This window comes from Streptomyces sp. NPDC092369, from assembly GCF_044755245.1.
In the GTDB taxonomy this organism is placed as follows: Bacteria; Actinomycetota; Actinomycetes; order Streptomycetales; family Streptomycetaceae; genus Streptomyces.
Map to the genome: position 1 here is coordinate 154,846 of NZ_JBIVQP010000010.1, position 24,241 is coordinate 179,086.

General features: G+C 69.4%; 20 protein-coding genes. 8 read left to right on the forward strand and 12 right to left on the reverse strand.

Annotated elements, in window-relative coordinates; translation table 11 throughout:
- The first annotated feature begins 226 nt into the window (after positions 1–226).
- The 3 genes from ACIQI8_RS42775 (at position 227) to ACIQI8_RS42785 (ending at position 4,493) form a co-directional block, all read left to right on the forward strand.
- On the forward strand, positions 227–2,338 hold the full coding sequence (locus tag ACIQI8_RS42775) for an MMPL family transporter (protein WP_402363851.1): 2,112 nt from the start codon (positions 227–229) through the stop codon (positions 2,336–2,338).
- Between the two features lie 233 nt (positions 2,339–2,571).
- Positions 2,572–3,825 carry a sensor histidine kinase gene (locus tag ACIQI8_RS42780; RefSeq protein WP_402363854.1) on the forward strand — a complete coding sequence of 418 codons (1,254 nt, stop codon included), beginning with the start codon at positions 2,572–2,574 and terminating at the stop codon, positions 3,823–3,825.
- Entirely contained in the window at positions 3,822–4,493 is a 672-nt protein-coding gene (locus tag ACIQI8_RS42785) for a response regulator (protein ID WP_402363857.1), read from the forward strand. Before ACIQI8_RS42780 ends, ACIQI8_RS42785 begins: the two co-directional genes overlap by 4 nt.
- A 103-nt stretch (positions 4,494–4,596) precedes the next feature.
- Here ACIQI8_RS42785 and ACIQI8_RS42790 read toward each other — a convergent pair whose 3' ends face one another.
- Entirely contained in the window at positions 4,597–5,982 is a 1,386-nt protein-coding gene (locus tag ACIQI8_RS42790; protein WP_402363859.1) for an FG-GAP-like repeat-containing protein, read from the reverse strand.
- Between the two features lie 298 nt (positions 5,983–6,280).
- Positions 6,281–6,859 carry a DsbA family protein gene (locus ACIQI8_RS42795; protein WP_402363862.1) on the reverse strand — a complete coding sequence of 193 codons (579 nt, stop codon included), beginning with the start codon at positions 6,857–6,859 and terminating at the stop codon, positions 6,281–6,283.
- Positions 6,860–7,490: 631 nt separating this feature from the next.
- Between ACIQI8_RS42795 and ACIQI8_RS42800 the strand changes: the two genes are divergently transcribed.
- The gene (locus ACIQI8_RS42800; RefSeq protein ID WP_402363865.1) at positions 7,491–9,872 is read left to right on the forward strand and encodes a Helicase associated domain protein; all 2,382 of its coding nucleotides are present in this window, start codon (positions 7,491–7,493) and stop codon (positions 9,870–9,872) included.
- A gap of 95 nt (positions 9,873–9,967) precedes the next feature.
- Here the strand turns inward: ACIQI8_RS42800 and tpg are convergent, their stop codons facing one another.
- The 5 genes from tpg to ACIQI8_RS42825 all read right to left on the reverse strand — a co-directional run bounded on the left by tpg (position 9,968) and on the right by ACIQI8_RS42825 (position 14,662).
- Complete coding sequence (tpg, locus tag ACIQI8_RS42805; protein ID WP_402363868.1) at positions 9,968–10,528, reverse strand: telomere-protecting terminal protein Tpg; 561 nt, start codon at positions 10,526–10,528, stop codon at positions 9,968–9,970.
- Between the two features lie 3 nt (positions 10,529–10,531).
- Positions 10,532–12,637 carry a telomere-associated protein Tap gene (tap, locus tag ACIQI8_RS42810; RefSeq protein ID WP_402363871.1) on the reverse strand — a complete coding sequence of 702 codons (2,106 nt, stop codon included), beginning with the start codon at positions 12,635–12,637 and terminating at the stop codon, positions 10,532–10,534.
- Between the two features lie 272 nt (positions 12,638–12,909).
- Entirely contained in the window at positions 12,910–13,413 is a 504-nt protein-coding gene (locus tag ACIQI8_RS42815; protein WP_402363874.1) for an AAA family ATPase, read from the reverse strand.
- 144 nt (positions 13,414–13,557) lie between these two features.
- The gene (gene cutA, locus ACIQI8_RS42820) at positions 13,558–13,905 is read right to left on the reverse strand and encodes a divalent cation tolerance protein CutA (protein ID WP_402363877.1); all 348 of its coding nucleotides are present in this window, start codon (positions 13,903–13,905) and stop codon (positions 13,558–13,560) included.
- A gap of 19 nt (positions 13,906–13,924) precedes the next feature.
- Complete coding sequence (locus ACIQI8_RS42825; protein ID WP_402363880.1) at positions 13,925–14,662, reverse strand: SDR family NAD(P)-dependent oxidoreductase; 738 nt, start codon at positions 14,660–14,662, stop codon at positions 13,925–13,927.
- Positions 14,663–14,746: 84 nt separating this feature from the next.
- Here ACIQI8_RS42825 and ACIQI8_RS42830 point away from each other — a divergent pair, with 84 nt between their 5' ends.
- The gene (locus tag ACIQI8_RS42830) at positions 14,747–15,388 is read left to right on the forward strand and encodes a TetR/AcrR family transcriptional regulator (RefSeq protein ID WP_402363883.1); all 642 of its coding nucleotides are present in this window, start codon (positions 14,747–14,749) and stop codon (positions 15,386–15,388) included.
- 284 nt (positions 15,389–15,672) lie between these two features.
- On the opposite strand, the gene ACIQI8_RS42835 is transcribed toward ACIQI8_RS42830, so the two are convergent.
- From ACIQI8_RS42835 to ACIQI8_RS42855, 5 genes are all read right to left on the reverse strand, one after another.
- On the reverse strand, positions 15,673–16,296 hold the full coding sequence (locus tag ACIQI8_RS42835; RefSeq protein WP_402363886.1) for a GTP-binding protein: 624 nt from the start codon (positions 16,294–16,296) through the stop codon (positions 15,673–15,675).
- A complete protein-coding gene (locus ACIQI8_RS42840) occupies positions 16,277–16,675 on the reverse strand; it encodes a DUF742 domain-containing protein (RefSeq protein WP_402363889.1) in 399 nt (132 codons plus the stop codon). Before ACIQI8_RS42840 ends, ACIQI8_RS42835 begins: the two co-directional genes overlap by 20 nt.
- Positions 16,672–17,103: a roadblock/LC7 domain-containing protein gene (locus tag ACIQI8_RS42845; protein WP_402363892.1), complete on the reverse strand. Its 432-nt coding sequence runs from the start codon at positions 17,101–17,103 to the stop codon at positions 16,672–16,674. Before ACIQI8_RS42845 ends, ACIQI8_RS42840 begins: the two co-directional genes overlap by 4 nt.
- Positions 17,100–19,598, reverse strand: coding sequence for a nitrate- and nitrite sensing domain-containing protein (locus tag ACIQI8_RS42850; protein ID WP_402363894.1), 2,499 nt, complete (start codon positions 19,596–19,598; stop codon positions 17,100–17,102). Before ACIQI8_RS42850 ends, ACIQI8_RS42845 begins: the two co-directional genes overlap by 4 nt.
- Before the next feature lie 404 nt (positions 19,599–20,002).
- The gene (locus ACIQI8_RS42855; RefSeq protein WP_402363897.1) at positions 20,003–20,836 is read right to left on the reverse strand and encodes a PIG-L family deacetylase; all 834 of its coding nucleotides are present in this window, start codon (positions 20,834–20,836) and stop codon (positions 20,003–20,005) included.
- Positions 20,837–21,723: 887 nt separating this feature from the next.
- Between ACIQI8_RS42855 and ACIQI8_RS42860 the strand changes: the two genes are divergently transcribed.
- The 3 genes from ACIQI8_RS42860 to ACIQI8_RS42870 all read left to right on the forward strand — a co-directional run bounded on the left by ACIQI8_RS42860 (position 21,724) and on the right by ACIQI8_RS42870 (position 24,217).
- A complete protein-coding gene (locus tag ACIQI8_RS42860; protein WP_402363900.1) occupies positions 21,724–22,575 on the forward strand; it encodes a MarR family transcriptional regulator in 852 nt (283 codons plus the stop codon).
- 365 nt (positions 22,576–22,940) lie between these two features.
- Positions 22,941–23,489, forward strand: coding sequence for a SigE family RNA polymerase sigma factor (locus ACIQI8_RS42865; RefSeq protein WP_402364083.1), 549 nt, complete (start codon positions 22,941–22,943; stop codon positions 23,487–23,489).
- Positions 23,486–24,217, forward strand: a complete 732-nt coding sequence (locus ACIQI8_RS42870; RefSeq protein WP_402363903.1) for a SecDF P1 head subdomain-containing protein — start codon at positions 23,486–23,488, stop codon at positions 24,215–24,217. The genes ACIQI8_RS42865 and ACIQI8_RS42870 overlap by 4 nt, the downstream gene beginning before the upstream one ends.
- Positions 24,218–24,241: the final 24 nt, after the last annotated feature.

The following is a 24,241-nucleotide window of genomic DNA, read 5'->3' on the forward strand; positions in this document are numbered from 1 at the left end:
CGGCCGGGGATTGATTTGTGCTGCGCCTCGGTGGCGGGCGGTCGCGCGGTTTCCCGCGTCCCTTCCGGGGCGGCGCGCCGTCCGCCGACTACTCCCTGGGGAGTAATCCGCACCTGCCGTCGCCCGCGGCAGTACGCGTCACCTCGCCCTCCCGCCCGACGAAAGCCGTGGTTCTCACCGGAAGTCTGGGGACCGAAGCAGACGTCATCCGGAGGGAGTTCGGTCAATGAGGGCCGCAGAGAAAACCGCTACGACGAGGCTGGGGTCGGTACGCAGGCGAGCCGTTCCATGGGCGGTGCTCGGGCTGTGGATCGCCGTGTTCGCGTTCGTCGCGCCGTTCGCCTCGAAGCTCGGCAGCGTGCAGCACGACAAGGTCACCGACTACCTGCCGGCGAGCGCGGACTCGACGCAGGCGGCGAAGATCGAGGACAAATTGCCCGGGGGTGAGACCACCGAGATGGTGCTCGTCTACCACCGGGACGGCGGCCTCAGCGCCGCCGACCGGAAGACCGCGGCCGGGCAGGTCGCGGAGATCAGCCGGCAGCACAAGCTGATCGGCGGTACTCCCGAGGGGATTCCGTCCAAGGACGGCACGACCCTGATGTACCCGGTCGCCAGCAACGACCCCGGGGCGGACGAGGAGAAGCAGGACAAGCTCGTAACCGATGTTCGCGAAGTCGCCCAGGGTGAAGGCGGGTTGAGCGTCGATGTGGGCGGCACCGGCGCGCTGGGCACCGACTCGGGCGCGGTCTACGACTCGCTCGGCGGACCGCTGCTCTACACCACCGTCGCCGTCGTCGCCATACTGCTGATCCTGATCTACCGCAGCCCTGTGCTGTGGCTCGTGCCCCTTGTCGTCGCAGGGATCGCCGACTTCATGTCGATGGGTGTCGCCTACGGCCTCAACCAGGCCTTCGGCACGGCCGTCTCAGGGCAGAGCTCGGGGGTGATGACGATCCTCGTGTTCGGTGCGGGCACGGACTACGCGCTGCTGCTCGTCTCGCGCTACCGGGAGGAGCTGCGGCGCTTCGAGCGACCGTACGAGGCCATGGTCGCCGCCCTGCGCGGCTGCGGGCCGGCCGTGCTCGCCTCCTCCGGCACCGTCGCCGTCGGACTGCTGTGCCTGCTCGCCGCCGATCTCAACAGCAGCCGGGGAATGGGCCCGCTCGGCGCCGTCGGCGTGCTGTGCGCGCTGATCGCGATGATGACCCTGCTCCCCGCCCTCCTCGTAGTGGTCGGACGGCGGGTGTTCTGGCCGCTCGTGCCCGCCTTCGGGAGCACGCCCAAGCAGCGGCGCAGCCTGTTCTCGGCGATGGGCAGCTCTGCCGGACGCAGGCCGCTGACCGTACTCGCGAGCGGTGCCGTAGTGCTCGGCGCCCTCGCCCTCGGCTCATTCAACCTGCCGGGGCCGCTCAAGCAGGAGGACTCCTTCGTCAACAAGCCGGAGTCCGTCGTAGCGATGGAGACTGTTGCCAAGGCCTATCCCGGGCAGGGCAGTCAGCCCATTGACGTGATCACCCCGCAGGGCCGCGCCGACGAGACTCTCGCGGCCGTCCGCGGCACACCGGGCGTCGGCAGCGCGGAGAAGGGGCGTACGGGAGACGGCTGGACCGAGATCTCCGTCTTCGCGAAGAGCGCGCCCCAGTCGGCGGGAGAGACCGCCACCATCAAGTCCCTGCGGCACGAACTGAAGGGCTCCTACGTCGGCGGGGACAGCGCCCAGCAGATCGACCTGGAGGACACCAACGCCCGGGACACGAAGATCGTCGTGCCACTCGTCCTCGCCTCCGTGATCCTGATCCTGATCGTGCTGCTGCGGAGTCTGGTCGCACCGCTGCTCCTGGTGGTCGCGGTCGTCGCGGTGTGGGGCGCCGCCCTCGGGATCGGCGGACTGGTCTTCGAACCGCTCCTCGGCCTCAAGGGCACCGATCCGGGGCTCGGACTGCTGTCCTTCGTGTTCCTGGTCGCCCTCGGCGTCGACTACGGCATCTTCCTCATGCACCGGATGAGGGAGGAGTCCCTGGCGGGAGCGGACCCTGCCACGGCGGCACTCACCGCACTGCGCACCACCGGCGGCGTCATCGCCTCCGCCGGACTCGTCCTCGCCGCGACCTTCGCCGTGCTGACGAACATGGGCCTGGTGCAGCTGGTCCAGCTCGGCTTCGTGATCGCCGTCGGCGTCCTGCTCGACACCTTCCTCGTACGGACGTACCTGGTGACCAGCGCCAGCGTCGCCCTGCGCCGGAAGGTGTGGTGGCCGGGAGTGCTCTCACGGGAACCCGAGCCGGCCGGACCGGCCGAGCCGCCACGGGAGCCGGAAACCGTCGGCGCCCGCTGAGCACGCTGATCGAACGTCTCGAGCCAACGCGCTGATCGAGCACGCTGATCATGCACCTTGATCCGGCGGGCCCGCCCGGGTGCCTCTCCTTCCGGAGGGGCGCCCGGGTTCCCGCACGAGTACCGGAAGATGGAGCCGTGGAAGAACGGGGAACGACCACAGGGTTGCGCGATCGCTCGGCGGCGGAGACGGCGGCCGGTGTCGGCGGGCGGTCCGGTCGCCTCGAGCGCATCATGTCCGCCATCAACCGCGAACCGCTGACCGCTCCGCATCGCACCCGCAACGACGCGGTCCTCGCGCTGGGCGTCGCCGTGCTCGCGGTAGCCATCGCGCTGATGGGCGGCGAAGGGATCCCGCCCGGCCATCTCAGCTGGAAGCTGCTGCTCGCCGGGTACCTGCCTCTCGTATGGCGTCGCCGCCGTCCGGTGGTGGCCCTGCTCGCCGTGGTGGCCTGCATGGCTCCGTACTACGCCTTCGACTACAACCCCGCCCCGCCCGCCCCCGCGATCGTCCTGGCGCTCTACACCGTCGCGGCGACCGGCACCGTACGCCGCACGCTGCTCACCGGTGTCGCCGTCCTCGGCCCGACAGCCATCAGCAACGGCCTCACCAACCAGGACGAGGCGCTGGAGTCCCTGGAGATCTCCGGCTGGATCATCGCGGTCCTCGTCATCGGTATCGCCGTCCGCTACTACCGCCTGTACGTCGCCTCCATCGTCGAGCGGGCCGAACGGGCCGAACACACCCGGGAGGAGGAGGCCAGGCGCCGCGTCGCCGAGGAGCGGCTGCGGATCGCCCGTGACCTGCACGACCTGCTCGCCCACAGCATCACGCTCATCGGCGTGCAGACGTCCGTGGCGGCCCATGTCCTCACCGCCGATCCCGAGCGCCTCGACCGCAAGGCCGTCGCCCAGGCGCTGGACGACATCGCGGGGACCTGCCGGACCGCCCGGGGGGAGCTGCGTACGACGCTGGAGGTGCTGCGGGCGCATGACACGGTCGACGGAGCGGGCGTGGACCTGGGAGCGGGGGCCGGTTCCGTGTCCGGTCCTGTTCCCGGGGCCGAGGACACGCGGGGGCCGCTGCCCGGGATCGACGGACTGGCCGGTCTCGCGGAGTCAGGCCGGGTGGCCGGGGCCAAGGTCGAACTGTCCGTCCGCGCGGACGGGATACCGCCCTCCGTGGGCGCCGCCGCCTACCGGATCGTGCAGGAGGCGCTCACCAACGCCGTACGTCACGGTGGCCGCGAGGACCTCACTGTGCGGGTGGATCTGTGGACCGCGGACGGCGCACTGCGGGTGAGTGTCAGGGACGACGGCTCGGGCAGCGGGGTGGGCCCGGCCGACGGCCCGCCGGGGTTCGGGCTCGTCGGAATGCGGGAGCGGGCCCGCAGCGTGGGCGGCACACTGGACGCCGGTCCGGGGCCCGCCGAGGGCTTCGAAGTGACCGCCACACTGCCGCTGTCCCGGGAGAACGAGCCTCGATGACCATCCGCGTACTGCTGGCCGACGACCAGACCCTCGTACGGGCCTCCTTCGCGATGCTCGTCTCCTCAGCCGGGGACATGGAGGTCGTCGCCGAGGCGGGCACCGGGCGGGAGGCCGTCGGGCTGGCCCGGTCGGCGCGGGCCGATCTCATCGTGATGGACATCCGCATGCCCGACCTCGACGGGATCGAGGCGACCCGGCTCATCGCCGCCGACGAGGATCTGGCGGGGGTGAAGGTGCTCGTCCTGACGACGTACGACACCGACGAGCACATCGTCGAGGCACTGCGCGCTGGGGCGTCCGGCTTCCTCGTGAAGGACATCAGGCCGGCCGAACTCCTCGACGCCATCCGGACGGTGGCCGCGGGTGAGTCCCTCCTCTCGCCCGGTCCCACCTCGCGCCTGATCGCCCGCTTTCTGCGCGCGCCGTCCACCGCGACGACAACCGCGGTGGACGGGCCGAGCGGACTGTCCGAACGGGAACGGCAGGTGCTCACGCTGGTCGGCCGCGGTCTCAACAACTCCGAAATCGCCGACGCGTTGGAACTCAGCCCACTGACCGCGAAGACCCATGTCAGCCGGATCATGGGCAAGTTGGGGGCACGGGACCGGGCACAGCTGGTGATCGTGGCGTACGAGTCGGGACTTGTGACGCCCGGGACTGTCTGAGTTCGGACCGACTCCGGGTCGGCTTCGGCCCGCGTTCCGGCGGTCTGTGCAGACGTCATACCGGGCCGGGCCGGGCACGGCCCGGTATGCGGGATCGCTGCCGTCATCGTTGCAGGGCGGCTCCCAGTTGCGCGCCCTGCGTGGGGGCGGCCAGCGTGCCCGGACCGAAGCTCACCGATCCTTCGGCGGTGACTCCCGTCGCCGTAGCGGGAAGGACCCACACCGAGCCGGAGCCGCTGTTCTCACCGGGTGCGCCTACCACCACGTACCCGTCGAGGATGGCGGTGCTGCCGCCGAAGCGGTCGCCGGCCTCGGCCGTTCCCGGTACCCCGGCGGTGTTCTGCGTGAAGGCCTGGGCCCCCGCGCCGGTGAGGCCGGCCGCGCCGCCCTTGAGGACGACGAACATGCCGGCGTCCTGCGTGGTGCCGACGTCCTCGCCGGGCACGCCCGCGACGACGTCGGCGTACCCGTCGTGGTCGATGTCGCCGACCGCCACGTCGCTGCCGAAGCGGTCACCGCTCTCGCCTGTGCCCGGCACATCGGAGGAGTCCTGGCTGAGGAGGGTGGCGCGGGGCGCGAGGCCGCCCGAGGTGCCGCGCACCACGCCGACCAGCCCGCCGGGGCCCGAGGCACTGCGCCCGAAGACCACGTCCAGGCGTCCGTCACCGTCGATGTCACCGACGCCGACGCTGTCCACGGACACGGTGTCCGGTGCCGCGATCGCCCCACCGGCCACGAGACCGTCGTGCGTTCCCCGGAACAGACGCAGCCGGGGCACGGCCGTGCTGGAAGAACTGCTGCTGACCACAAGGTCGGTGATGCCGTCACCGTCCAGGTCACCGGACGCCATCGCGTACAGCCGGGCGTCCGCGCCCGCGAGGGCACTGGAGCGAGCCGCGCCGCTGGAGCGGTCGAACGGGCCGTACAGCACACGGTCACCGGTGACCAGGTCGAGGTGTCCGTCGCCGTCGAAGTCCCCGGCACGGGTCGGTGAGGTCCCCTGGACGATGGCGGTGGCGGTGGCCAGTCCGCCGACACTCCCCCACAGGACGGTGTAGCGGCCGACGTTCTGTGCGTCGCCGATGTCCTCGCCGGGGGAGGAAACGACCAGGTCGGTGAAGCCGTCCGCGTCGAGGTCCGCCGCCGTGAGGTGGGCGCCGAAGCGGTCGCCGGTCTCCGCCGTGCCCGGAACGCCGTAACGGTTCTGGCTGACCAGCTGGCGCTTGACGCCGTTGGGGCCCTCCGCCATGCCGTAGTCGACGGCGATGTACCCGGCACCCGCCTTGCCGTTGACCGTGGCTCCCGGCGCGCCGATGGCGACGTCGGCGTATCCGTCGCCGTCGAAATCGGCACGGGCGGACGCGGGGTCGACGGCAGACAGGTACTTCGGCGAGGTGTCATGGGCCTGGGGCGTGGCGTACGCCGTCCCCGTGACGGCGGCGAGGGCCATCGCCGCGATGACGGGTAGGTGGCATCTTCGGGTAGGCAAGGCGAACCCCTCACAGTTGGCGGGTGAACGACGGGTTTCGACGCACGGCACCCGACAAGACCCTCCGGGGGCACAGTTGGTTGTACCGCCTGCACGTCACGAGCGCCGACGGACAGACGGACAGACGGGCCAACCGGCCCTGGCGGAACTCTGGTTGGGCGTACGAGACACAATCTGGTGGCCGCCCTGAACGCTCACGACGGCCAACCCATGGTCAAGCCATGCAGGAACCGCCGCGCCTGGCCTGGCCTGGCCGGCGGGTAGGCGCTGACGACCTTGGGTCAGTGAGGGCAGCGGGTCAAAAGGTGGTCTGTTCCCACTCCGCCGGGTCGTCATGGATCTGCTGCAGCAATCGGGCGAAGACACCGCTGCCAAGGAGGCCGTTGTACTCCAGCGGGATCCGCTTGCCGTTGATCTCGGCGGTGGGCGTGCCCGGCCCTTCTGGTTCTTCGGCTCCCCCGGCCCGTTCATACGCCCGCTCGGAGGCGGTCACGAAGGAGCGGTACTTCATGCTCTTCACAGCCGCGTCGAACTCCGGACCGCGCAGACCGTCCACCTCGCCGGCCAGTTCCAGCAGATAGGCATCGGTATAGCCGTCGACGCTCTCCTCGGGCTGATGGGCGTAGAGCACCTCGTGGTACTCCACGAACTTGCCCTTCTCCATCGCCGCGCGCAGCGCGTTGACCGCCCTCTTCGACCCACCGCCCCCGACCCGGTCATCCAGGAAGGAGGCCAGGGTGTACTCGGCTCTCGCCCGGTGGACGAGCATCGCTTCCCGCAACTCCGAGGAGCCACCGGTGGTCTCGAACTCCTCGCAGAACGGACAGCGCGGATCCTCATATAGCCGCACCGTCACCTTGGCGTCCGGATCACCCACCAGGATGGTGGTGCCGTCCTTGTGAAGCGACTCCGGCAGTTGTTCCGCGCTTTCGAACCTGGGCTTTGCCTCCGCCGCCCGCTGCCCGCACCCCGCCATCATCAACACTGCGGCTGCCCCGAGCACAGCCCACCGACCCCCACGCACCATGCGCCGATCCCCCTCCCCAGAGAACAGCGCGACCCTAGATCATCAGCCCGCGGAACACACAGCCGATTACCCGCACGCACCGGGAGCCGTGGATGCTCCTGCCCCGGCACCACATCCGGTCCAACTCCCCGGCCCTACGGCCAGGTTGACGCAATCCCAGTCCTCCCAGCCGGGGGAGAGTCGGGGCCCAGGTAGCGGGGTCCGGCCTGAGTGAGCCGTCGCCGGTCCATGGACCGACCGAGACGTGCTTGTTCGCCTCGACGCTGTGCACGGGGAGGGTCGCGCCATCCCCAGTTGTCGTTCTTCGCGGGCGACATAGGCGCGGGCATGCTTGCGGGTTCCGCGCCGATAGCGCTTCTGCGAGAGGATCAGCAGCGATCCGACGTGGCTGGACCGGGTTCCGGGGCCAGGACGGCCACCAGGAGCCCGCTTTGGAGCGGCTGCACGACGTGTGGTGTGACATGCGAGAAAAGGAGGACCGGTGACCGGGATCAAGCTGCGCGACCATCAGGTCGAGGCCGTGGCCGCCATCGTGCGGGGTCTGGACATCCCGCCCGGGGGGATCCCTGCGAACGGTCTGCGTGGGCAGGTGCACGCCGCGTGCGGGACCGGGAAGACCATCATGGCCGCAGCGTCGGCGAAACGGCTTGCGCCCAGAGGACGGGTTCTGGTGTTGGTGCCGACGCTGGACCTCCTGGCGCAGACGGTGAAGGCGTGGCATGACACAGGGCGGTCGGGGCCGGCGGTCGCGGTATGTTCGCTCCAGGACGACCCGGAGCTGTGGAACCTCCGGGTGCGTTCCACCACGAACCCTGTGCGGTTGGCGCTGTGGCACGGCTCCGGGCCCGTGACCATCTTCGGGACGTACGCCAGCCTCGGTGTCCTGGCAGAGGCGTTCGAGGGCGCCTACGGGCAGCAGTTGGCCCCGATGGACCTCACGGTGGTCGATGAGGCCCACAGGACGTCGGGGTCGATGGGTAAGGCGTGGGCCGACGTCCACAGCCAGGCTGTCATCCCCTCGCACCGCCGCCTGTACCTGACGGCTACGCCCCGGATCTGGGAGGAACGGCTCAACCGCGAAGTCGCCGAGGGGGTACGCGACCCGCTGCCGCGCGAGATGGCGGCTTCCATGGATGACGAGAAGGTCTTCGGGCCGGTCCTGTACAAGCTGTCTCTGGCGTCGGCCGTCGCGCGGGGCCTTCTGGCCCGGTACCAGATCATCGTGCTGGAGCTGAAGGATCCTGTCGTCACCCCGGAGCGGCTGATGGGTGAAGGGCGGCGCAGCGAGGAGGTTCGGGGCCAGCGCCTGGGAGCCTTGCAGGCCGCGCTGCTGCACACGATGCAGCAGCACGACCTCCAGACGTGCATCACCTTTCATCACCGTACGATCGAGGCCCAGGCGTACGCGGAAGGCCTGGAGCGTGTGGCGGCGAAACTGCACGCGGATCAGCCCGAGGCCTACCCCGCGAGGATCTGGGCGGACTGGCTGTGCGGGGAGCATGTCCCCCAGCACAGGCGGCAAGTTCTCGGCTCGTTCGGATCCACGGCGCAGCGGGCCGTGCTCTCGAACTGCCGAGTGCTGGGTGAGGGTGTGGACATCAGGGCCGTCGACTCCGTAGCGCTGCTGGATCCCAAAGGCGCGCCGCACGACATCGTCCAGGCCATTGGCCGGGCACTACGGCAAAAGCCCGGCCAGGGCAAGCTCGCGTCCTTGATCGTGCCGGTGTTCCTGCGGCCGGGAGAGCAGCCCGAGGACATGTTCACCTCCGGCTCCTACCGGCCTTTGGTGAAGGTTCTCGAGGGTCTGCGGGCCCACGACGAAGAGGCCGTGGAACTGCTCGCCATCCCCCAGGAGCCCCAGAAGGACGTCGCGCAGCCTTCCGTGCGCATCGGTAGGAAACCGGAGGAGGGCGAGGAGGAGTCCCGCCTACTGCTGCGCTTTGCCGCCCCCAGAGATCCGGTGATGGTCGCGGACTGGGTGTCGTTCAACGTGATCGACACCGAGAAGCAGGACTGGGCGCGCGGCTGGGCCGCCTTGAAGAAATTCACCGAGCGGGAAGGGCACTCCCGGGTCCCCTACGGGCACAAGGAGGGTCCGACGCCGCTTGGACAGTGGGTCGCGGAACAGCGACGCGCCTACGGAGCCGGGCAGATGACCGGCCTGCGAGCCCGCCGCCTGGAGCAGCTCGGCATGGTCTGGTCCGTCGCCGACGAGCGCTTCCAGGAGAACCTTGAGGCGGCCCGCGCGTATTACGACCAGTACTGGACACTCTGCGCTCCGAGGTCCGCGACAGCGCTCGACCGGCCGGTCGGGCAGTGGCTGTCCAACCTCCGCCGCCCCGGCGCCCTGGACGGACACCCCGAATGGGACGCCGCGTTGAGGGCGATCGATCCGGACTGGAACCCGCAGTGGCCTGCCGACTGGCAACGCCACTACGTCGCCGTACGCGAGTTGTTGCGTGACGAGGAACAGACCGACGTCCTGCCCGGCGTCACCGTGCACGGGATGGACGTCGGACGGTTTTTGTTGAAGCAGCGTCAGCACACTGTCTGGACAGGGCTGATGGATGGGCAGCGTGAGCGGCTGGAGCAGCTCGGCGTCGTACCGCTGCCACCGGAGCCGGAAGCGCCCGCGAAGAGTCCCCGGAGTGCCCTGAGCGCATTCGAGCGCGGTATTGCGGCGCTGGCGCAGTACAAGGCCCGAACCGGATCCGTGACAGTCCCCCGGGCACATGTGGAGCAGTTGGAGGACGGCACCGAGGTCAAGCTCGGAGTGTTCCTGTCCAACAGCAGGACCAGGCGCGCCAAGCTCGGTGCCGACAAGCTCCAGCAGTTCGCCGACCTCGGACTGGACTGGACTTGATGCGAGCCGGCCCGACATTCCGTTGGATCAGTCTGCGCTGAGCAGGTGTCAGGGAGCCATCCCCGCCCTCGCGTTGACGCGTGGCCGGAAAGGGTTCAGTAGTCCAGGTCCAGATAGTCGATGTCGTTGATTTCGACGTCCGAGAGCCCCATCGCGCGGGCCCCGCCGTCCTGGAAGTAGATGTCCTTGAACCCATCAGCGATGATCTGCCGCATCTCCTGGTCACCAGCCCCTGCGTTGCGGGCGTCGAAGAGGCGTTGGGCGTAGGCGGGTGGCAGGTGGACGGTCAGGCGCCGGAAGCGGCCGTCATCGGTCGTGCCGATGGGGGCGGTGTACCCGAACCGGGCGCGGGTCTCCACCGTGATTCCGCCCGAGCTCGCGGCCTCCTGCCGACGGCGCCTGCGCACCTGTGGCTGCCACCGCCGCCGTACCGCGTCGTCGATCTTCGCCGCGACGTCGGCGCGGGCGTGCTTGCGAGCGCCCCGCCGGTAGCGGTTCACCGAGTCGGCCGTCACGCCGATCTCGGCTGCGACCGCGCGGGCGCTGCCGAGTTGTTTGAGCAGGTAGCCGATCTGGCCTTTGAGGGTCTTGGGCGGCTGTCGGGTGAAGCTCTCGCGGTCGGCCCGTTCGATCGCGTCGACGATCTCTCCCGCCATTGCCTACTCGCCTTCGTCCAGGACGGCGTCGCCGCCCTTGATGTGCCGGGCCGGGTTGAGGCCCTGCTCCATGAGGTCGACCGCCCACGCCATCGGCTGGACTCCCTCCAGCTTCGCCAGGCCCGGCGTGGGCCCGAGGCGGAAGGCGCCCGGCTGCGGCTTCCCGGACGCCGCGTACGGCAGGAAGGCGAGCGGAGACGCGCCTGGTGAGGGGTAGACGACACAGTCGGACAGTACGGCGAGCGGGTACAGGCCGGTCAGCTTCACCATGTTGTTGAGCTTGCGGTGCATGTTGACGCGGGCCTTGGAGATGACGGCGGCGCGGATGTCGGGCCGCCAGGTCGGCCGCTCCAGCGCCGGCCACCGCTCGCCCTCCTTGTACTTCACGCCCTGCGGGCGCTCGCGCAGCTTGCCCACCCCGCCCTTCACCGTCGCCTTGATCGCGGCCAGCACGGCGGCCATCGCCGGGTCGGCCCGCTTGTGCTCCTCCATCGCCACCAGGAACTGCTCGTCGGACAGGTCCCGGGTCACGCCGAGGTCGGCGAGGGTGTCGACGTAGGCGGACTTGAGGCGGTCGTGCCAGGGGTCCAGGTACGCGCCGGTCTCCCGGCGCAGGTACGCCTCGATCGGGTGGACGTTGTGGCCGAGTTCCTGGGCGTAGGCGACGGTGTGTGTCTGGTACCAGGCCGGTCCGGTCGGGCGCTCGCCGGTCGGTGTGAACGGCGAGGGCAGGCGCGGGTCCAGCTCGATGTGGGAGAGGTCGACCAGCCAGGAACCGGGGATCTTCGGGTTGAACTGTGGGGTGTGGAAGTGGTCGGGTGCCGACAAGCCCACGACCAGACGGGCCGCCGCGGCGAGGAACGCGGTGTTGAGGTCCAGGCCGACCGCGTACGGCAGCGTGCACTCCTCACCCGACAGCAACTCCACCGGCCGCACCCACTGGTAGGCCTCCTCGTTCAGGAACCCGCCGCTCCAGCCACTGTTCACGACGACCGGGTGCTCGGGGGTGGCCTCCGGCGGCGCCGGATCCATCGGCCCGGTCCCCAGCGAACCTGGGTTGTGGCCGGACACCCAGTTCCCGCTCGCCGGGTCCTGCACCGCCTTCGTCGGCGGACGCATCGCCGTCATCAACTCCAGCCCGGACACGGCAGTCGACCCGCGCGGGGTGATGACCCGGGCAGCGTAGGTCCCCAGGACGCGCGCGATGTCGGCCGCCTCCATCTCCGCGACGCCGGGCCAGGACCGTTCATCGAGAGCGTCCCAGGACAGCAGTGCCAATTGCACGCACTGGCGGTCACGGCCCTGCGCCGTACGGTAGATCCGTGCCCACGGGCCGAACCCGCGCTGGGTGAGCTGCCACTTCGCCTTCGTGACCTGCTTGACCACCGGGTGATCCTCCGGCAGGCGCAGCGAGCGGCGTTGTTCACGGCCCTCCAGGCGCTCCGGCAGCCCCAGCTTCACGGCAGCCGCCGCAGTCAGCACGATCAGGGGGTCGGAGTCCTTGCCGTGGCGGTTGAGCTTCGCGGCACCCAGTCCGGCGTCACGCAGTGTCCACTCCACCAGCTCCGGGATGGTGGTCGCCGGGCAGTCCAACACGATGCCGTCGATGCCATAGGCGCAGCCGTCACCGTCCAGCACCGCAAGGGGGCCGTGCGGAAACCGCGGGTCGACGGCCGCCTTCGCTGCGGCCGGACGCCGCGACGAATACGTCGGAGGACGGACCGGGCGCTGCGGTGCCGCTGGTGCGGTGGGTGACTTCACCGGTGTGACCGTCGCCGTCTCGGGCTCGGTCCGACCGGTCGCCCCAGGGGCCGGTTGCGGCAGGGGCCCGGTAGCCGGGGCGGAGGCGGGGGTGTGATGGGCGGGGTACTTCGCCGCCCATCCGGTCAGCAGCCGCTGATACGCCTCCAGACGCGGCGACTTCGGCTCCGAGCGGCCGTTCTCGTAGTTCTTCACCGACTGCGTCGTCGTCTTCAACGCCTGCGCCAGGCGGGCCTGCGTAATGCCGGCAGCCTCACGCAGGCGAGCACGCTCTGCCGGAGACGGGAGCTGCGGCTCCTCCTCCAACAGGGCGTCGACCGACGCGAACAGCTCTTCCTCGGATGCCATACGTGTCCACCTCCGCCCCGACAGTAGCAGCCATTACCCCTCCATTTAACTCACTTCCTTGCCCCGATCGGGTTGTTTGCGCCCTGTCGAACCAGCTTTCCCGGGACAGCAGTTGGTTGCCCGAAGCAGGTCCACTAGTCCCGGCGCACCAGATCTCGTATCGCACCCGGGGGCGAAGGAGGCGGCTTCCCGGCGGCGCCCACTCCCCCCGTTGGGCTCTCCAATGCCTCGGCAGTCAAAGGCAGTTGCCTCTGCCGGAAGGTCGATGTCCGTCAGCGGCGATCGAGATGACTGAGGAGCGAAGCAAGTGTCGTATGCGGGTCTTGGCCCGCTGTGTCGATGACGATGCGCTCCCGGTTCCACGGCTCGTAGTCACGGCTGAGGACCTGCTGCCAGTCGGGCAGGGGGAGGTCGGGGATGTCGATCGATCGCGTGGCCACACGCTCCCGATGCTCGTCCAGGTCTGAACAAATGACTTCCACTTCGACGATGGGGACGGCCGCTTGGGTCCCGACGTTCCGCCAGCTGTCCCGTGTGACGGCGAGCGGATTCACGGATTCAGCGATCACGGTGAGTCCTTGCCGCAGCAGATCCCCGGCCAAGGCGTATCCGATGACGTAGCCGGCCGGACCGATGGGGTGTTGTGCCAGGCCGGAACGGACGATGGCCTGTTCGATGGTGTCGATGCGCAGGTGGACCGCGGCGATGCGTGCGGCCAGCAGTCGCGCCAGGGTGGTCTTGCCTGTGCCGGGCAATCCGCCGATCACGATGAGCATGTATTCATCCTGCCGGAGCCCGGATGGGTGCCGTGGGCGAGTTGGGGCGGGTCGACGGTCTGCCGGAGCACGCGGAACGTGTGCTCGATACCGAAGCGACACAGGAAAGCCTGCTGGCAGCGGTTGGTCAGGTTCTCCGTCGCCTCACGAGTGACGCTCGACCAGATGAGCTGCCAGCTGCCGATACCGGACAGCCGTCGTCGTCGGCAGGAGCTGGAGCTCCTCGCTGCTACCGAACTCACTGGCGTGCCAGAACCGACCGATGACCGGGCCGATGCCCTGCGCACCGGCGGCAAGACCAGCCCGGACCGCCGGCCGGGCCGGCGCCACCGCCCGATGGTGGGACGGTGCCGCCGTGGACACACTCGGACAGTCAAACACCACCCGAGAACAGCCTGGCCCCGCCCACCCAACAGTCACCCCTGGCGCACTGGGCCTCGTACGACACACCCGCGCGGTCGGGATGCCCCCCTCGCCTCGAGGGACCCTCATGCGCACCGTCGACCGGGAGTCAGGCCCGGGTGTAGCCGCCGTCGGCGAACAGTTCGGCGCCGGTGACGAACGACGAGGCGTCCGAGGCCAGGAAGAGGGCGGCCTCGGCGATTTCCTCGGCGTCGGCCAGCCGCCCCAGTGGTACGACGGCCTCGGCGAACCCGTCGGCGTCCGCCCCCGCGGCGGCCAGCAGGCCAGGGGTCCGCGTGGGTCCCGGGCTCAGCACGTTGACCCGGAAGCGGCGCTCCCGTGACTGCCGGGCCCAGTTGTGGACGAGGTTGCTCAGCGCCGCCTTCGAGGCGCTGTAGACCTCAAGGTGCTCATTGGGCCGCACGCTGTTGCTCGAGCCGATGACCAGGACGGAGGCGTTCTCCGCCAGCAGCGACAGCGCCTTCTGAACGGTGAAGAGGGGGCCCTTGACGTTGACGGCGAGCGTCAGGTCGACGTTTGCCTCGGTGTGGGCGCCCAGCGCGGCGTCCGCGACGATTCCCGCGTTGGCCACCAGCACGTCGATGCGTCCGGCCTCCTCCCGCACCCGCGCATAGAGCGCGTCCAGGTCGGCGAGGACCGAGACGTCGGACCGTACGCCGGTGGCCGCAGGGCCTATCTCCTTGACTGCCGCTTCGAGGCGGTCGGTGTCCCGGCCGGTCACGAAGACCCGTGCGCCCTCCCGGACGAAGCGGTGGGCGATGGCCAGCCCGATCCCGCTGGTCCCTCCGGTGATCACGGCCACCTTCTCGTGCAGCACGCCTGCCATGTCGAACCCTTCAGTTGTGGAATGGATCGTCCACAATGTAGGCAGTAATGGACGATCGAGTCAAGAATGGATTACGCTCAGACCATGGCCAGACCACGCGCATTCGACGAACACCACGTCCTGGAACGGGCCCGGGAACAGTTCTGGGCGACCGGCTACGCAGGAACCCGGATGGACGACATCGCCCAGGCGACGGGCCTGGGCAAGGGCAGTCTGTACGGCGCCTTCGGCGACAAGGGCAAGCTGTTCCACCGTGTGTACGGCGACTGGTGCACCGCAGTCGTCGAGGTGGCCGAAGAGCGGCTGGCTGGCGGCCCGGATGCAGAGGCCTTGGCCCGGCTGTCGGGATACGTGCACCTCATGGCGGAAAACACCGCCTCCGACACCGAGCGCCGCGGATGCCTGTTGGCCAAGGGCGCGGCGGAACTGGCCCAGCACGATCCGACGGTCGCCGAACGGTCGGCCGAGACCATGACGGCACTGCTGACCCTGCTGCGGACGGAGATCACTGCCGCCCAGCGCCACGGCGACATCGACAGCGCTGCGGACCCGGAGCGGTTGGCGGCCCTCCTGCTCACAGTGGTCCGCGGCATCGAGGCGGTGGGCAAAGCCGGCTTGGCCCCGGAGACGCTGCGGACCATCGCAGACACCGCACTGGCGGTCCTGCCCAGGCCCGAGGGACAGAACCGCGGCGCCACCGAGCACAGCCCGGCCCCCGGGAACTGACCTGGCGCCATCACGGCCACATGATCCGGTGGACGGTGTCCAGTCCCGATGAGCGCCCCGATGAGCACCCTGGAACACTCACCGAGATACGCGGGCGCCCCAGCCGTAGGCCCGGCAGCCATCGCATGACGCGCGTTGCCCATCACCAGACCGGCGACCACCGGGGGGGTGTCGGCGATGGAAACGGCGTCCATGTCCGCGGCGGCTGCGTCTGTGGTCGCCGCCGGGTACGCCGTAGGGCCCGACGAAGTGACCAGTGTGCGCCGAAAGTTGTACCAGATCATCTAGAGGGACGTAGTGGACTGACTGGTCATCAGGTGCTCGACGAGCGCCAAGAGCACATCGCGGCTGTCCGTCCGGTCGCGGGCGTCGCAGAGCACCAGCGGCACCTGGGGGTCCAGCGCGAGTGCTGCGCGGATCTCCTCCGTGGTCCTGTCCCGGACACCGTGGAAGCAGTTGACGCCGACGACGAAGGGGATGCCTCGGCTCTCGAAGAAGTCGATCGAGGCGAAACTCGACTCAAGGCGCCGGGTGTCGACCAGGACCACCGCGCCCATCGCCCCGTTGACCAGGTCGTTCCACATGAACCAGAAGCGCTCCTGACCGGGGGTGCCGAAGAGGTAGACCACCAGCTCGGCACTGATGGTGATCCGCCCGAAGTCGAGTGCGACGGTGGTCGTGAACTTGCTGTTCAGGCCTTCCAGGTCGTCGACACCGACGCTGGCCCGGGTGAGGTACTCCTCGGTGTGCAGCGGCGCGACCTCGCTCACCGAGCCGACCAGAGTCGTCTTCCCGACTCCGAACCCGCCGGCGATCAGGATCTTCACCGCCAGGGGGGCGGTGTCCGCATGGTCCGCCGTGTGGTCCCAAGTACGGCCAGGCGCGTGCTCAGAGCTTGCGTAGTCCATCTCTCACCGCCTCGAGGATCGCCATGTCAGAGAGTTCGCCCCGCTGTGTGAACGGCCGTGGCGAACGGGCCCACACCTGCCCGGAGTCGACCAGATCACCGATGAGGATCTTGGTCAGCACCACCGGGAGACCCAGTTCGGCGGAGACTTCCACGACCGCTTTGGACTCCCGGCACAGCGCGAGGATCGTGCGGTGCTCCGGTTGCATCCTGCGCACCGCGAGCGTTGCCTGCGTGGCGCCCTCGGGCACCGTTGTCACCAGGGTGACCAGTGTCAGATCCGCCCGTTCAGGGCTCGTACGGCCGCTGGTGATGGTGTAAGGACGGACCAGTTGTTCGTCGGCGTCATCGTCGTCGAACACCTCGGTCCAGTGCCTCATCCGGCTCTCCCGGACTCATCGGACGGCGGAGTACGCGCGTCGGCGCCGAGCCGCCGGCCGACCTGCTGCACCAGGGTGTGCATCGCCACGCTCATCAGCTCGGCGTCGACTTCCTGGGAGGCGACCACCGCCAGGTGGGTGCCGCGGCCGGCGGAGATGACGAACAGCCACAGCCCGGCCATCTCCACGATGACCTGGTGCACGGGGCCGCCACCGAAGAGCTGACCGGCGCCGCGGGCGAGGCTCTGCTGTCCGGTGGCGATCGCGGCGAGCCGCTCCGCGTCCGAGCGCTCGATGGTCTGCGAACGACTCATCACCAGGCCGTCGTCCGAGAGCAAAATGGCGTGCCGAGTACCCGTCACCTGGTCGACCAGGCCGTCCAGAAGCCAGTCCAGGTCCACGTTGGTCGCCGTCGTTCGCTGCGTCATTCTCGATCATCCGTCCTGGAAGAGCCGTGCCGGTCGGGCGAGGCGGGCCCTTCACCGCTGCCGTCGCCATCACCATTGCTGTTGCCATAGCCGCGACCGCGGCCGGTGTCGTAGCCCGTGGCGTAACCGCCGCTGTCACCAGCGCCGTCGCCGAAACCCCCGTGAGCGCCACCGCCGCCGAAGTCGTCGCCGAAGCCGCCTGTGCTGCCGCTGTCCGCGCTGTCGCCGCTGCGGGCCAGCCGGGACTGCCGCTGGAAGGCGCCGATCGTGGCCCCGGACCTGCCGGGCCGGTCGGGGATCGTCCAGGGGGCCGGCTCGTCCAGACTCTCCGGCTCCACCGGGATCTGGAGTTCGGGCGCCAGATTGGCCTGTCGCACCCGCTGGGGCAGCGGGTCCGCCTTGGCCGGCAGCGGGTCCGCCTTGGCGGGCGCGGGCGGGGACGACTCGGTTGTGTCCGGAGTGCGCACAGCGGAGGCGGTGACGTTCGCCATCGCGTGCCCTCTGGCGCGGAAGGGCAACTGCCCTTCCCGGTACGGCGCCTGCCTGCCGAGACCGGTGTCGTGCGGGTGCGGCCTTGGACCCGTCGGGAGCGGCGGGCCTTCAGCGGGGAGCGCTACCGGCTCCGGCTCCGTGCCGGGCTGTTCCACCACCACTTGTTCCGGCAGCAGTACGATCACCCGCGTGCCGCCGAAAGCGGAAGGCCGCAGCTCCACCCGCAGGCCCAGGCCCGCCGACAGCCGGGCGACCACGTACAGACCGAGCCGTACGTCATCGGCCTGGGTCATCACATCGAGCTGCGGCGGCGCCTCCATCAGGGCGTTGGCGGCGGCGTACTGCTCGGGTTCCATGCCCAGGCCGCGGTCCTCGATCTCCACCGCGATACCCCTGCTGACCACAACCGCCCGTACCTCGACCGGAGTTGGCGGTTTGGAGAAGACGGCGGCGTTCTCCATCAGCTCCGCCAATATGTGCGCGAGCGGACCCACTGCCCGTTCGGACACCCAGGGCTCGCCCTCCACGTCGATCGAGATCCTGGCGTAGTCCCGCACCTCGCCCTGTGCGGCGCGCAGCACGTTCATCAGTTGGACCGGCTTGCGCCAACGGCGCTGCGGCTGGCCGCCGCCGAGGATGACCAGGTTCTCCTCGTAGCGGCGCAGCCGGGCGGTGAGGTGATCCAGGGCGAACAGGCCGTCCAGCAACTCCGGGTCCTCATGCGCGCGTTCCAGCTCGTCCAGCTTGCGCAGCTGGAGGCCGATGAGGAGCTGAGTGCGGCGGGCGATCCGCTGGAGCAGGCGCTCGAATCCACGGTGCTGTTCGGCCTGGCGCACCGCGGTGGACACGGCGCTGCGGCTGGCGGCGTTCAAGGCCCGTCCGAGCTCACCGAGTTCATCGGGGGTGGGTTCGACCAGCCGGACCTCGCGGTCCACGTCGACGTCGTCGCCGCGCTCCAACCGGGCCACCACGTCGGGCAGTCGCTGCTGAAGCTCCACGGCGTCCTCGCGCAGGGCGTAGATGCGTCGGCGCAGCGTGACGGTCAGGCGCCAGGAGGTGATGATGACCAGGATCACGGCGAGCAGGCCGATGGCGCTGACGATGACGAGGGTCTGCCCGAGCCGGCTGACGCTGTCCGCGGAGACCTTGTCGACGTTCGCGGCCCGCATGTCGGCCAGGCCCCGAAGCAGCGGGTAGTTGGCGTCTACCGAACTGCGCCATTGAGTGTGGATCTGGCCCAGTACCAACTCGCCCTGCGTGTGGTGGGGACCGGCGACGATGATCTGTTTCTCCAGATCCTGCTGGGTCGCCCATGACGTGGCGGTCGTCAGCTTTTTGAAGGTGGCGCGTTCGTCGTGGGTGAGGCTGAGGGCGACCCGTTGGAGCAGGTAGTTCTGGGCACCGACGGCATCGACGAACACGTCGAATTCGGTGACCGACAGGTGCCCCGTCTGCCAGTCGCGGCCGAGCAGAGCGTCCTCGCGTCCGATCATGTCGATGGCGCCGTACAGATCGACGCTCGTGTGCGCCAGGAGAGTCACGTCGGCGTTGCTGGTGCGGCCCAGCGCGGTGAAGACGGTGATCAGGGAGTCGACGGTGCCGTTGTAGTAGTCGAAGGCCGTCTTCGCGTCGGCTGACCCGGCGTCAACTGCCTTGCGCTGCAGCGAGATCTGATCAAGGTTGTCCGTGGTGCCGGCGAGGGCCGCGCTGAGTCCCTGTTGCCCGTGCGAGGTGCTCTCGGCCGCCACCGGACGGAAGTCCGCTATCGCCTTGTCCGTCACCCTGCGGGCAGCGACCAGCCGGCCACGGGTGATCGCGCCATGGTCGGCCTGTGCCTCCGCAGTCAGCCGCCGTTCCTTCTGAAGGGACTGGAAGAGAACGGACGAAGGCCGGCTCAGCGAGGCGGTCAGGTCGCCCTGGGTCCTCTCCGTCTGCCAGCGTGTGGCCAGTTGATACGTGCTCAGACCCCACAGGGGTGCGAGTGCGAGGCTGGGTACGACCACGAGAATGATCAGAACAGTGCGCAGCGGCAGCCGACGAGGACTGCCATCCGGCCCGACTGCCGCTGAGGGAAGGTCGGTTGACGTCGAAGCAGCAGCCGAAGGCTGGTCCTCCCCGGCTCTGAATCTGGTACGTCTGCCCCCGAGCCTTCCCAATCCGGTCACTTTAGGGACACTCCCCCCCACCGTTCGGCGCATCCATGAGGAAAAATCGCCAAATCCCGGCGACTGGATGGCCGATAGTAGCCACAATCCATCGCTGCCTGTAGACCTTTCGTCGCACTCTGCGGAACTGGCTTCCCAGGGCTCACTTCCACCACGTCCCGGTCACGCTCACCCGCCTGACGCATCGGCCAGTACGACCGCATGCGTCAGGCCCTGGTGGCGTTCTTCCGTGCGCGGTGGGATCAGCGCAGTCCGGCGAAGAGGTCGTTCTCGGGCAGGGCCGCGCCGGTGGGGTCCTGGACGCGGACGAAGGTCTCCGTGCCCATCAGCTCGCCGAACCTCTCCTTGCCCAGCTTGAGGAAGAAGATGTTGTCGCCCTGGCTGGCGTGCGCGGCCAGCGCGTCGAACTTCTGGCCGCTGAAGGCGAGGGTGTCCACCCATGTGGTGATCTCGTCGTCGGGGAGGCCGATCTTCGCCATCTCGGCGGCCTCCGCGGGATCCGGCGCCGGCAGGTCCTCGTTGAACTCGCGCATGGTCTCGCCGAACCGCCGCATCATCGAGCGGGGCATCGTGGTCCAGTACACCTTCGGTGTCAGCTCGGTCATCTCCAGCGCCGCCATGGTGATGCGGTGGGCCTGGATGTGGTCGGGATGGCCGTAGAAGCCGTTCTCGTCGTAGGTGACGACCACATCGGGTCGGTAGTGCCGCATGAGATCCGCCAGTCGTGCCGCGCCCTCCTGAACGGGGGTCTGCCAGAAGGCTCCGGGGGCGTCGTTGGTGGGCCAGCCCATCATCCCGGAGTCGGCGTAGTCCAGCATTTCCAGATCGCTGATCTTGAGGACGCCGCAGCTCGCTTCGAGTTCCTGGCGGCGCATCCGGGCGACAGCCGCCGGATCGTGGCCGGGATCGCCCGGCTTGACACCCCCTGGCCCGTCGCCACAGGCGCCGTCGGTACATGTCACGAGAACCGTGCGGATGCCTTCCGCCGCATACCGAGCGAGAACCCCTCCGGTCCCGGTGGCCTCGTCGTCGGGGTGTGCGTGTACCGCCATGAGCGTCAACGGCCGGTCAGCCATGAAACAGTCCTTCTGCAGAAGTACGTAGTGGTTCGAGCCAGCGGCGGGCGTGCCGCGCCCCGGAGCCCGGACACGGGTGGGGTGGACGACCTCGTGGTCGCCGTCTTCCCCGCCCGTGCGGTGCCGGTCTCACGGTCGATGCAACCGTCCCGACAGCACCGACTGTTCCCGGCTGGCCGTCTGAAGAGTGAGCCCCGGCAAAGGCACCCCACGAAGACACGACGCGAAGGTCCCTCACACGCCCGGTGTCCAGGAGCTCATCGACGTCCGGTGCCGCCAACCCGACATCCGGCGCGGGCAGGCGAATGATGTCCGCCGCACCGTCCGGCCAGGTCACCCCGATCAGCAGGTCATCGCCCTCCGAGCGCTTGTCGATCTGTGGCGGATCGGCCGATTCCGCGCCTCCGAGCAGGCCGGCCAGGCGGTCGATCCGGGAGACGAGACGGTCCGTGCCTGGTACGCGGGCGGTGGCGCCCGTACTGTCACCTGCGGCATCGGCCGAGCCCGCGAGGCCGACCCGGTGGGAGCAGGCCTTGCATACCCGGGCTACAGGACCCGCGACATCCAGGCCCCGGAGGACCGCGGTCTCCTTCGCGAGGAGGAGGACGAGCCTCGATCCTCCTTAGGTCCTAAAGCCGGTCGATCCCGTGACCGATCCGCGCCAACGACGCCCGGCCATAGCGTCGAGATGTGTCCGGCCGTAGGTGAACGGATCGCGACCCGTTCGGCCACGGACCCACCGGCACGATGGTGCACGCAGCACCAAATCCGCGACAGAGCTGAGACGTTGGACCAGAACAGGCTCTCGTACCGCGTTCCATCGGTCGCCGATGAGTTTCCGTGTGCCGGACGGTCCAAGTCGGCACACCTAGCAAAGGGAGAACCCGGTGAACACGACACGCTTGCACCCGACGACCAACATCGGCCGTCGCATGTTCGAACTCCTGGAGCCGATCTGCCTGGTCACCTTCACCGCCGACGAATGCAACGAGGAACTGACCGCACTGGGCCACCGCACCTACTGGGACGGCTACTTCGCCAGCCGCGCCGCCCCACTGGGACGCGTGCCGGCGCACGTCGTGCACGCGGCCTTCTACAGCTTCGCCGACGGAGAAGCCGCACGCCACATCCCCAGCGCCTGGGAGACCATCCCGCCCGAGGCCTCCGTCGCCGCGCGCGAGCGCGGCAGCGCGGCCTCCCTACGGCGCATCCTCGGCGACGAACTGACCCACTCCCCGGGCCTGGTGCGCGCCGCAGACCTGACCACCAAGGCCGCAACCAGCGCCCCCACCGAAGGCCGGGTGATGTACGCGGGCATGCGCACCTTGGAAATTCCCAGCGACCCCGTCGCCCGGCTGTGGCATTCCGCGACGATGCTGCGCGAGCACCGCGGCGACGGGCACATCGCCGCTCTCGTCGGCGCGCAGATCGGCGGCACCGAGGCCCACGTGCTCTCCGCGCTGGACATGGGCATCCATCCCCCGGAGTCGTTCGGACGCATCCACCACCTGCCCAAAAAGCGCCTGGCCGCGGTCATGGACGGCCTGCGCGAACGCGGACTCGTCGACGCCCACGGCCACTTCACCGACGCCGGCCGCGCCACCAAACAACGTATCGAAGCCCTCACCGACGAACTCGCCGCCCCGCCCTACGACGCCCTCTCCCCCGCCGAACTCGACGAACTGATCACCGAGCTCGAACCCCTCACCGCGGCGCTGGTGGCCGCAGGCTCGCAGTGACACTCAGAAACGGACGCGTATCCTCGTGATCGGAGAACTTGATCATGCCACGGGTGCCGCCCAGGGATGCCGGCACGGGGCATCGCCATCATTGCCGCGACGTCCTTGGCGGGCACCCGCACTGACCGGCCCTTGTGCGAGGCGCTTCTCGCACTCGCCTTCGGACGTGCCTTGCGAATCCTCAACCGCATCGTGCTGCGTCCCGCCGGGCACGAGCTTCAGCGCGGCGGCGGTGGAGGCCTCTTCGATCACGATGCTGCCGCAGCTCGCTCGTGCCCAAAGTGGCCTGGTCGAGAAAGTCCGACCGGCAGGGCAGTCGAACCTCCTTCCGTACCCGTCTTCTACAGGGAACGAGGGAGGGCATGATGAACGCCGACGAGGAACGCCAGTTCCGTGAGTTCGTGGCGGCGCGGTCCAGATCGCTGCTGCACACGGCATACCTGCTGACCGGGGACTGGGAGCAGGGGCGTGACCTGCTCCAAACCGCGCTTGCCTCCACCGCTAGGCGCTGGTCGCATCTGCGCGATCGGCAGCAGCCGGAGATCTATGTGCGCCGGGCGATGTACCACGCCCAGGTCGACCGATTCCGACTTCTCAGCTGGAGACGGGAGACGGTCACCGACACCCTTCCGGACCAGCCGTCCACGCAGGTCGGCGACTGGTCCGACACCGTGGTCCAGAGGCAGGACATCATGGCCGCGCTGAAGCGGCTGCCCAAGCGCCAGCGGGCGGTGATCGTGCTGCGCTACTTCGAGGACCGGCCGGACGCCGAGATCGCCTCGATTCTGGGCGTCGCCCAGGGGACGGTCCGCAGCCAGACCCACAAAGCCCTCACCTCCCTCCGCACCACTTTGGCCGCGGCAGAGCCCTCGGCATCCTCCTCCGCCGCGTCCGGAAGGGGCGTCAGCGCATGAATGACTCGACCCGACACTCGCTGAACGAAACATTGCTGCACGAAACATTGCTGCACGATGCCTTGCACGCCCATGTCCAAGAGAGTGGCGGTGCTGCCGCCGGTCCGTGTCTGGTCGGCCTGGCCGACGACGCATTGCGGGTCGCCCGGCGGCGTCAGCGGCTCGCCCGCGCCGGGATCGGCATCGTCGCGGCAGCCGCGGTCGCCACCGCCTGGGTGACCGTGGCGGACGGGGCGCCCCAGCGCGCGCACGTGGTTCAGCCCGCCGGAGAGGGCACGAGGGGCACCGAGAAAGTGGACCTGATCTCCATCCTGCCGGTCACCTCATCCACGGAGCACGCCTGCACCGACGGCAGCGGGGGGTACACCGTGCACGCGAGCGCTACCTACCCGGCGTTCTGCGTGCGCGCCGACCGGGCCAGTGGCATGACCGACGTCCGTGTCGCCTCCGCGAAGGCCGTCAAGAGCGTCGCCGACGGCTCCTGGCAGGTCGAGGTGACCCTCGGCCCCGACGACCGGACCCGTTTCGCCGCCCTCACCGGTTCCATCGCCGCCGCCCCGGCCCCGCGCAACGAGTTCGCGATCGTCATCGACGGCAAGCTCTGGGGCAAGCCCGCCGTGACCTCCTCGATCACCGGAGGCCGTCTCGAAATCGTCGGTGCCTACGTCGGGGACCTCACCAGCGCCACCGCGCACGACCTCGCCCTCCGGCTGAACATCGGTAAGTGACCTGCGCACGCTGTGACTTGCACC

Coding starts and splice junctions, on each gene's coding strand:
- ACIQI8_RS42775 (WP_402363851.1), top strand. CDS start 227: ATGAGGGCCGCAGAGAAAACCGCTACGACGAGGCTGGGGTCGGTACGC.
- ACIQI8_RS42780 (WP_402363854.1), top strand. CDS start 2,572: ATGTCCGCCATCAACCGCGAACCGCTGACCGCTCCGCATCGCACCCGC.
- ACIQI8_RS42785 (WP_402363857.1), top strand. CDS start 3,822: ATGACCATCCGCGTACTGCTGGCCGACGACCAGACCCTCGTACGGGCC.
- tpg (WP_402363868.1), bottom strand. CDS start 10,528: ATGGCGGGAGAGATCGTCGACGCGATCGAACGGGCCGACCGCGAGAGC.
- tap (WP_402363871.1), bottom strand. CDS start 12,637: ATGGCATCCGAGGAAGAGCTGTTCGCGTCGGTCGACGCCCTGTTGGAG.
- ACIQI8_RS42815 (WP_402363874.1), bottom strand. CDS start 13,413: ATGCTCATCGTGATCGGCGGATTGCCCGGCACAGGCAAGACCACCCTG.
- cutA (WP_402363877.1), bottom strand. CDS start 13,905: ATGAGGGTCCCTCGAGGCGAGGGGGGCATCCCGACCGCGCGGGTGTGT.
- ACIQI8_RS42825 (WP_402363880.1), bottom strand. CDS start 14,662: ATGGCAGGCGTGCTGCACGAGAAGGTGGCCGTGATCACCGGAGGGACC.
- ACIQI8_RS42830 (WP_402363883.1), top strand. CDS start 14,747: ATGGCCAGACCACGCGCATTCGACGAACACCACGTCCTGGAACGGGCC.
- ACIQI8_RS42835 (WP_402363886.1), bottom strand. CDS start 16,296: ATGGACTACGCAAGCTCTGAGCACGCGCCTGGCCGTACTTGGGACCAC.
- ACIQI8_RS42840 (WP_402363889.1), bottom strand. CDS start 16,675: ATGAGGCACTGGACCGAGGTGTTCGACGACGATGACGCCGACGAACAA.
- ACIQI8_RS42845 (WP_402363892.1), bottom strand. CDS start 17,103: ATGACGCAGCGAACGACGGCGACCAACGTGGACCTGGACTGGCTTCTG.
- ACIQI8_RS42855 (WP_402363897.1), bottom strand. CDS start 20,836: ATGGCTGACCGGCCGTTGACGCTCATGGCGGTACACGCACACCCCGAC.
- ACIQI8_RS42865 (WP_402364083.1), top strand. CDS start 22,941: ATGAACGCCGACGAGGAACGCCAGTTCCGTGAGTTCGTGGCGGCGCGG.
- ACIQI8_RS42870 (WP_402363903.1), top strand. CDS start 23,486: ATGAATGACTCGACCCGACACTCGCTGAACGAAACATTGCTGCACGAA.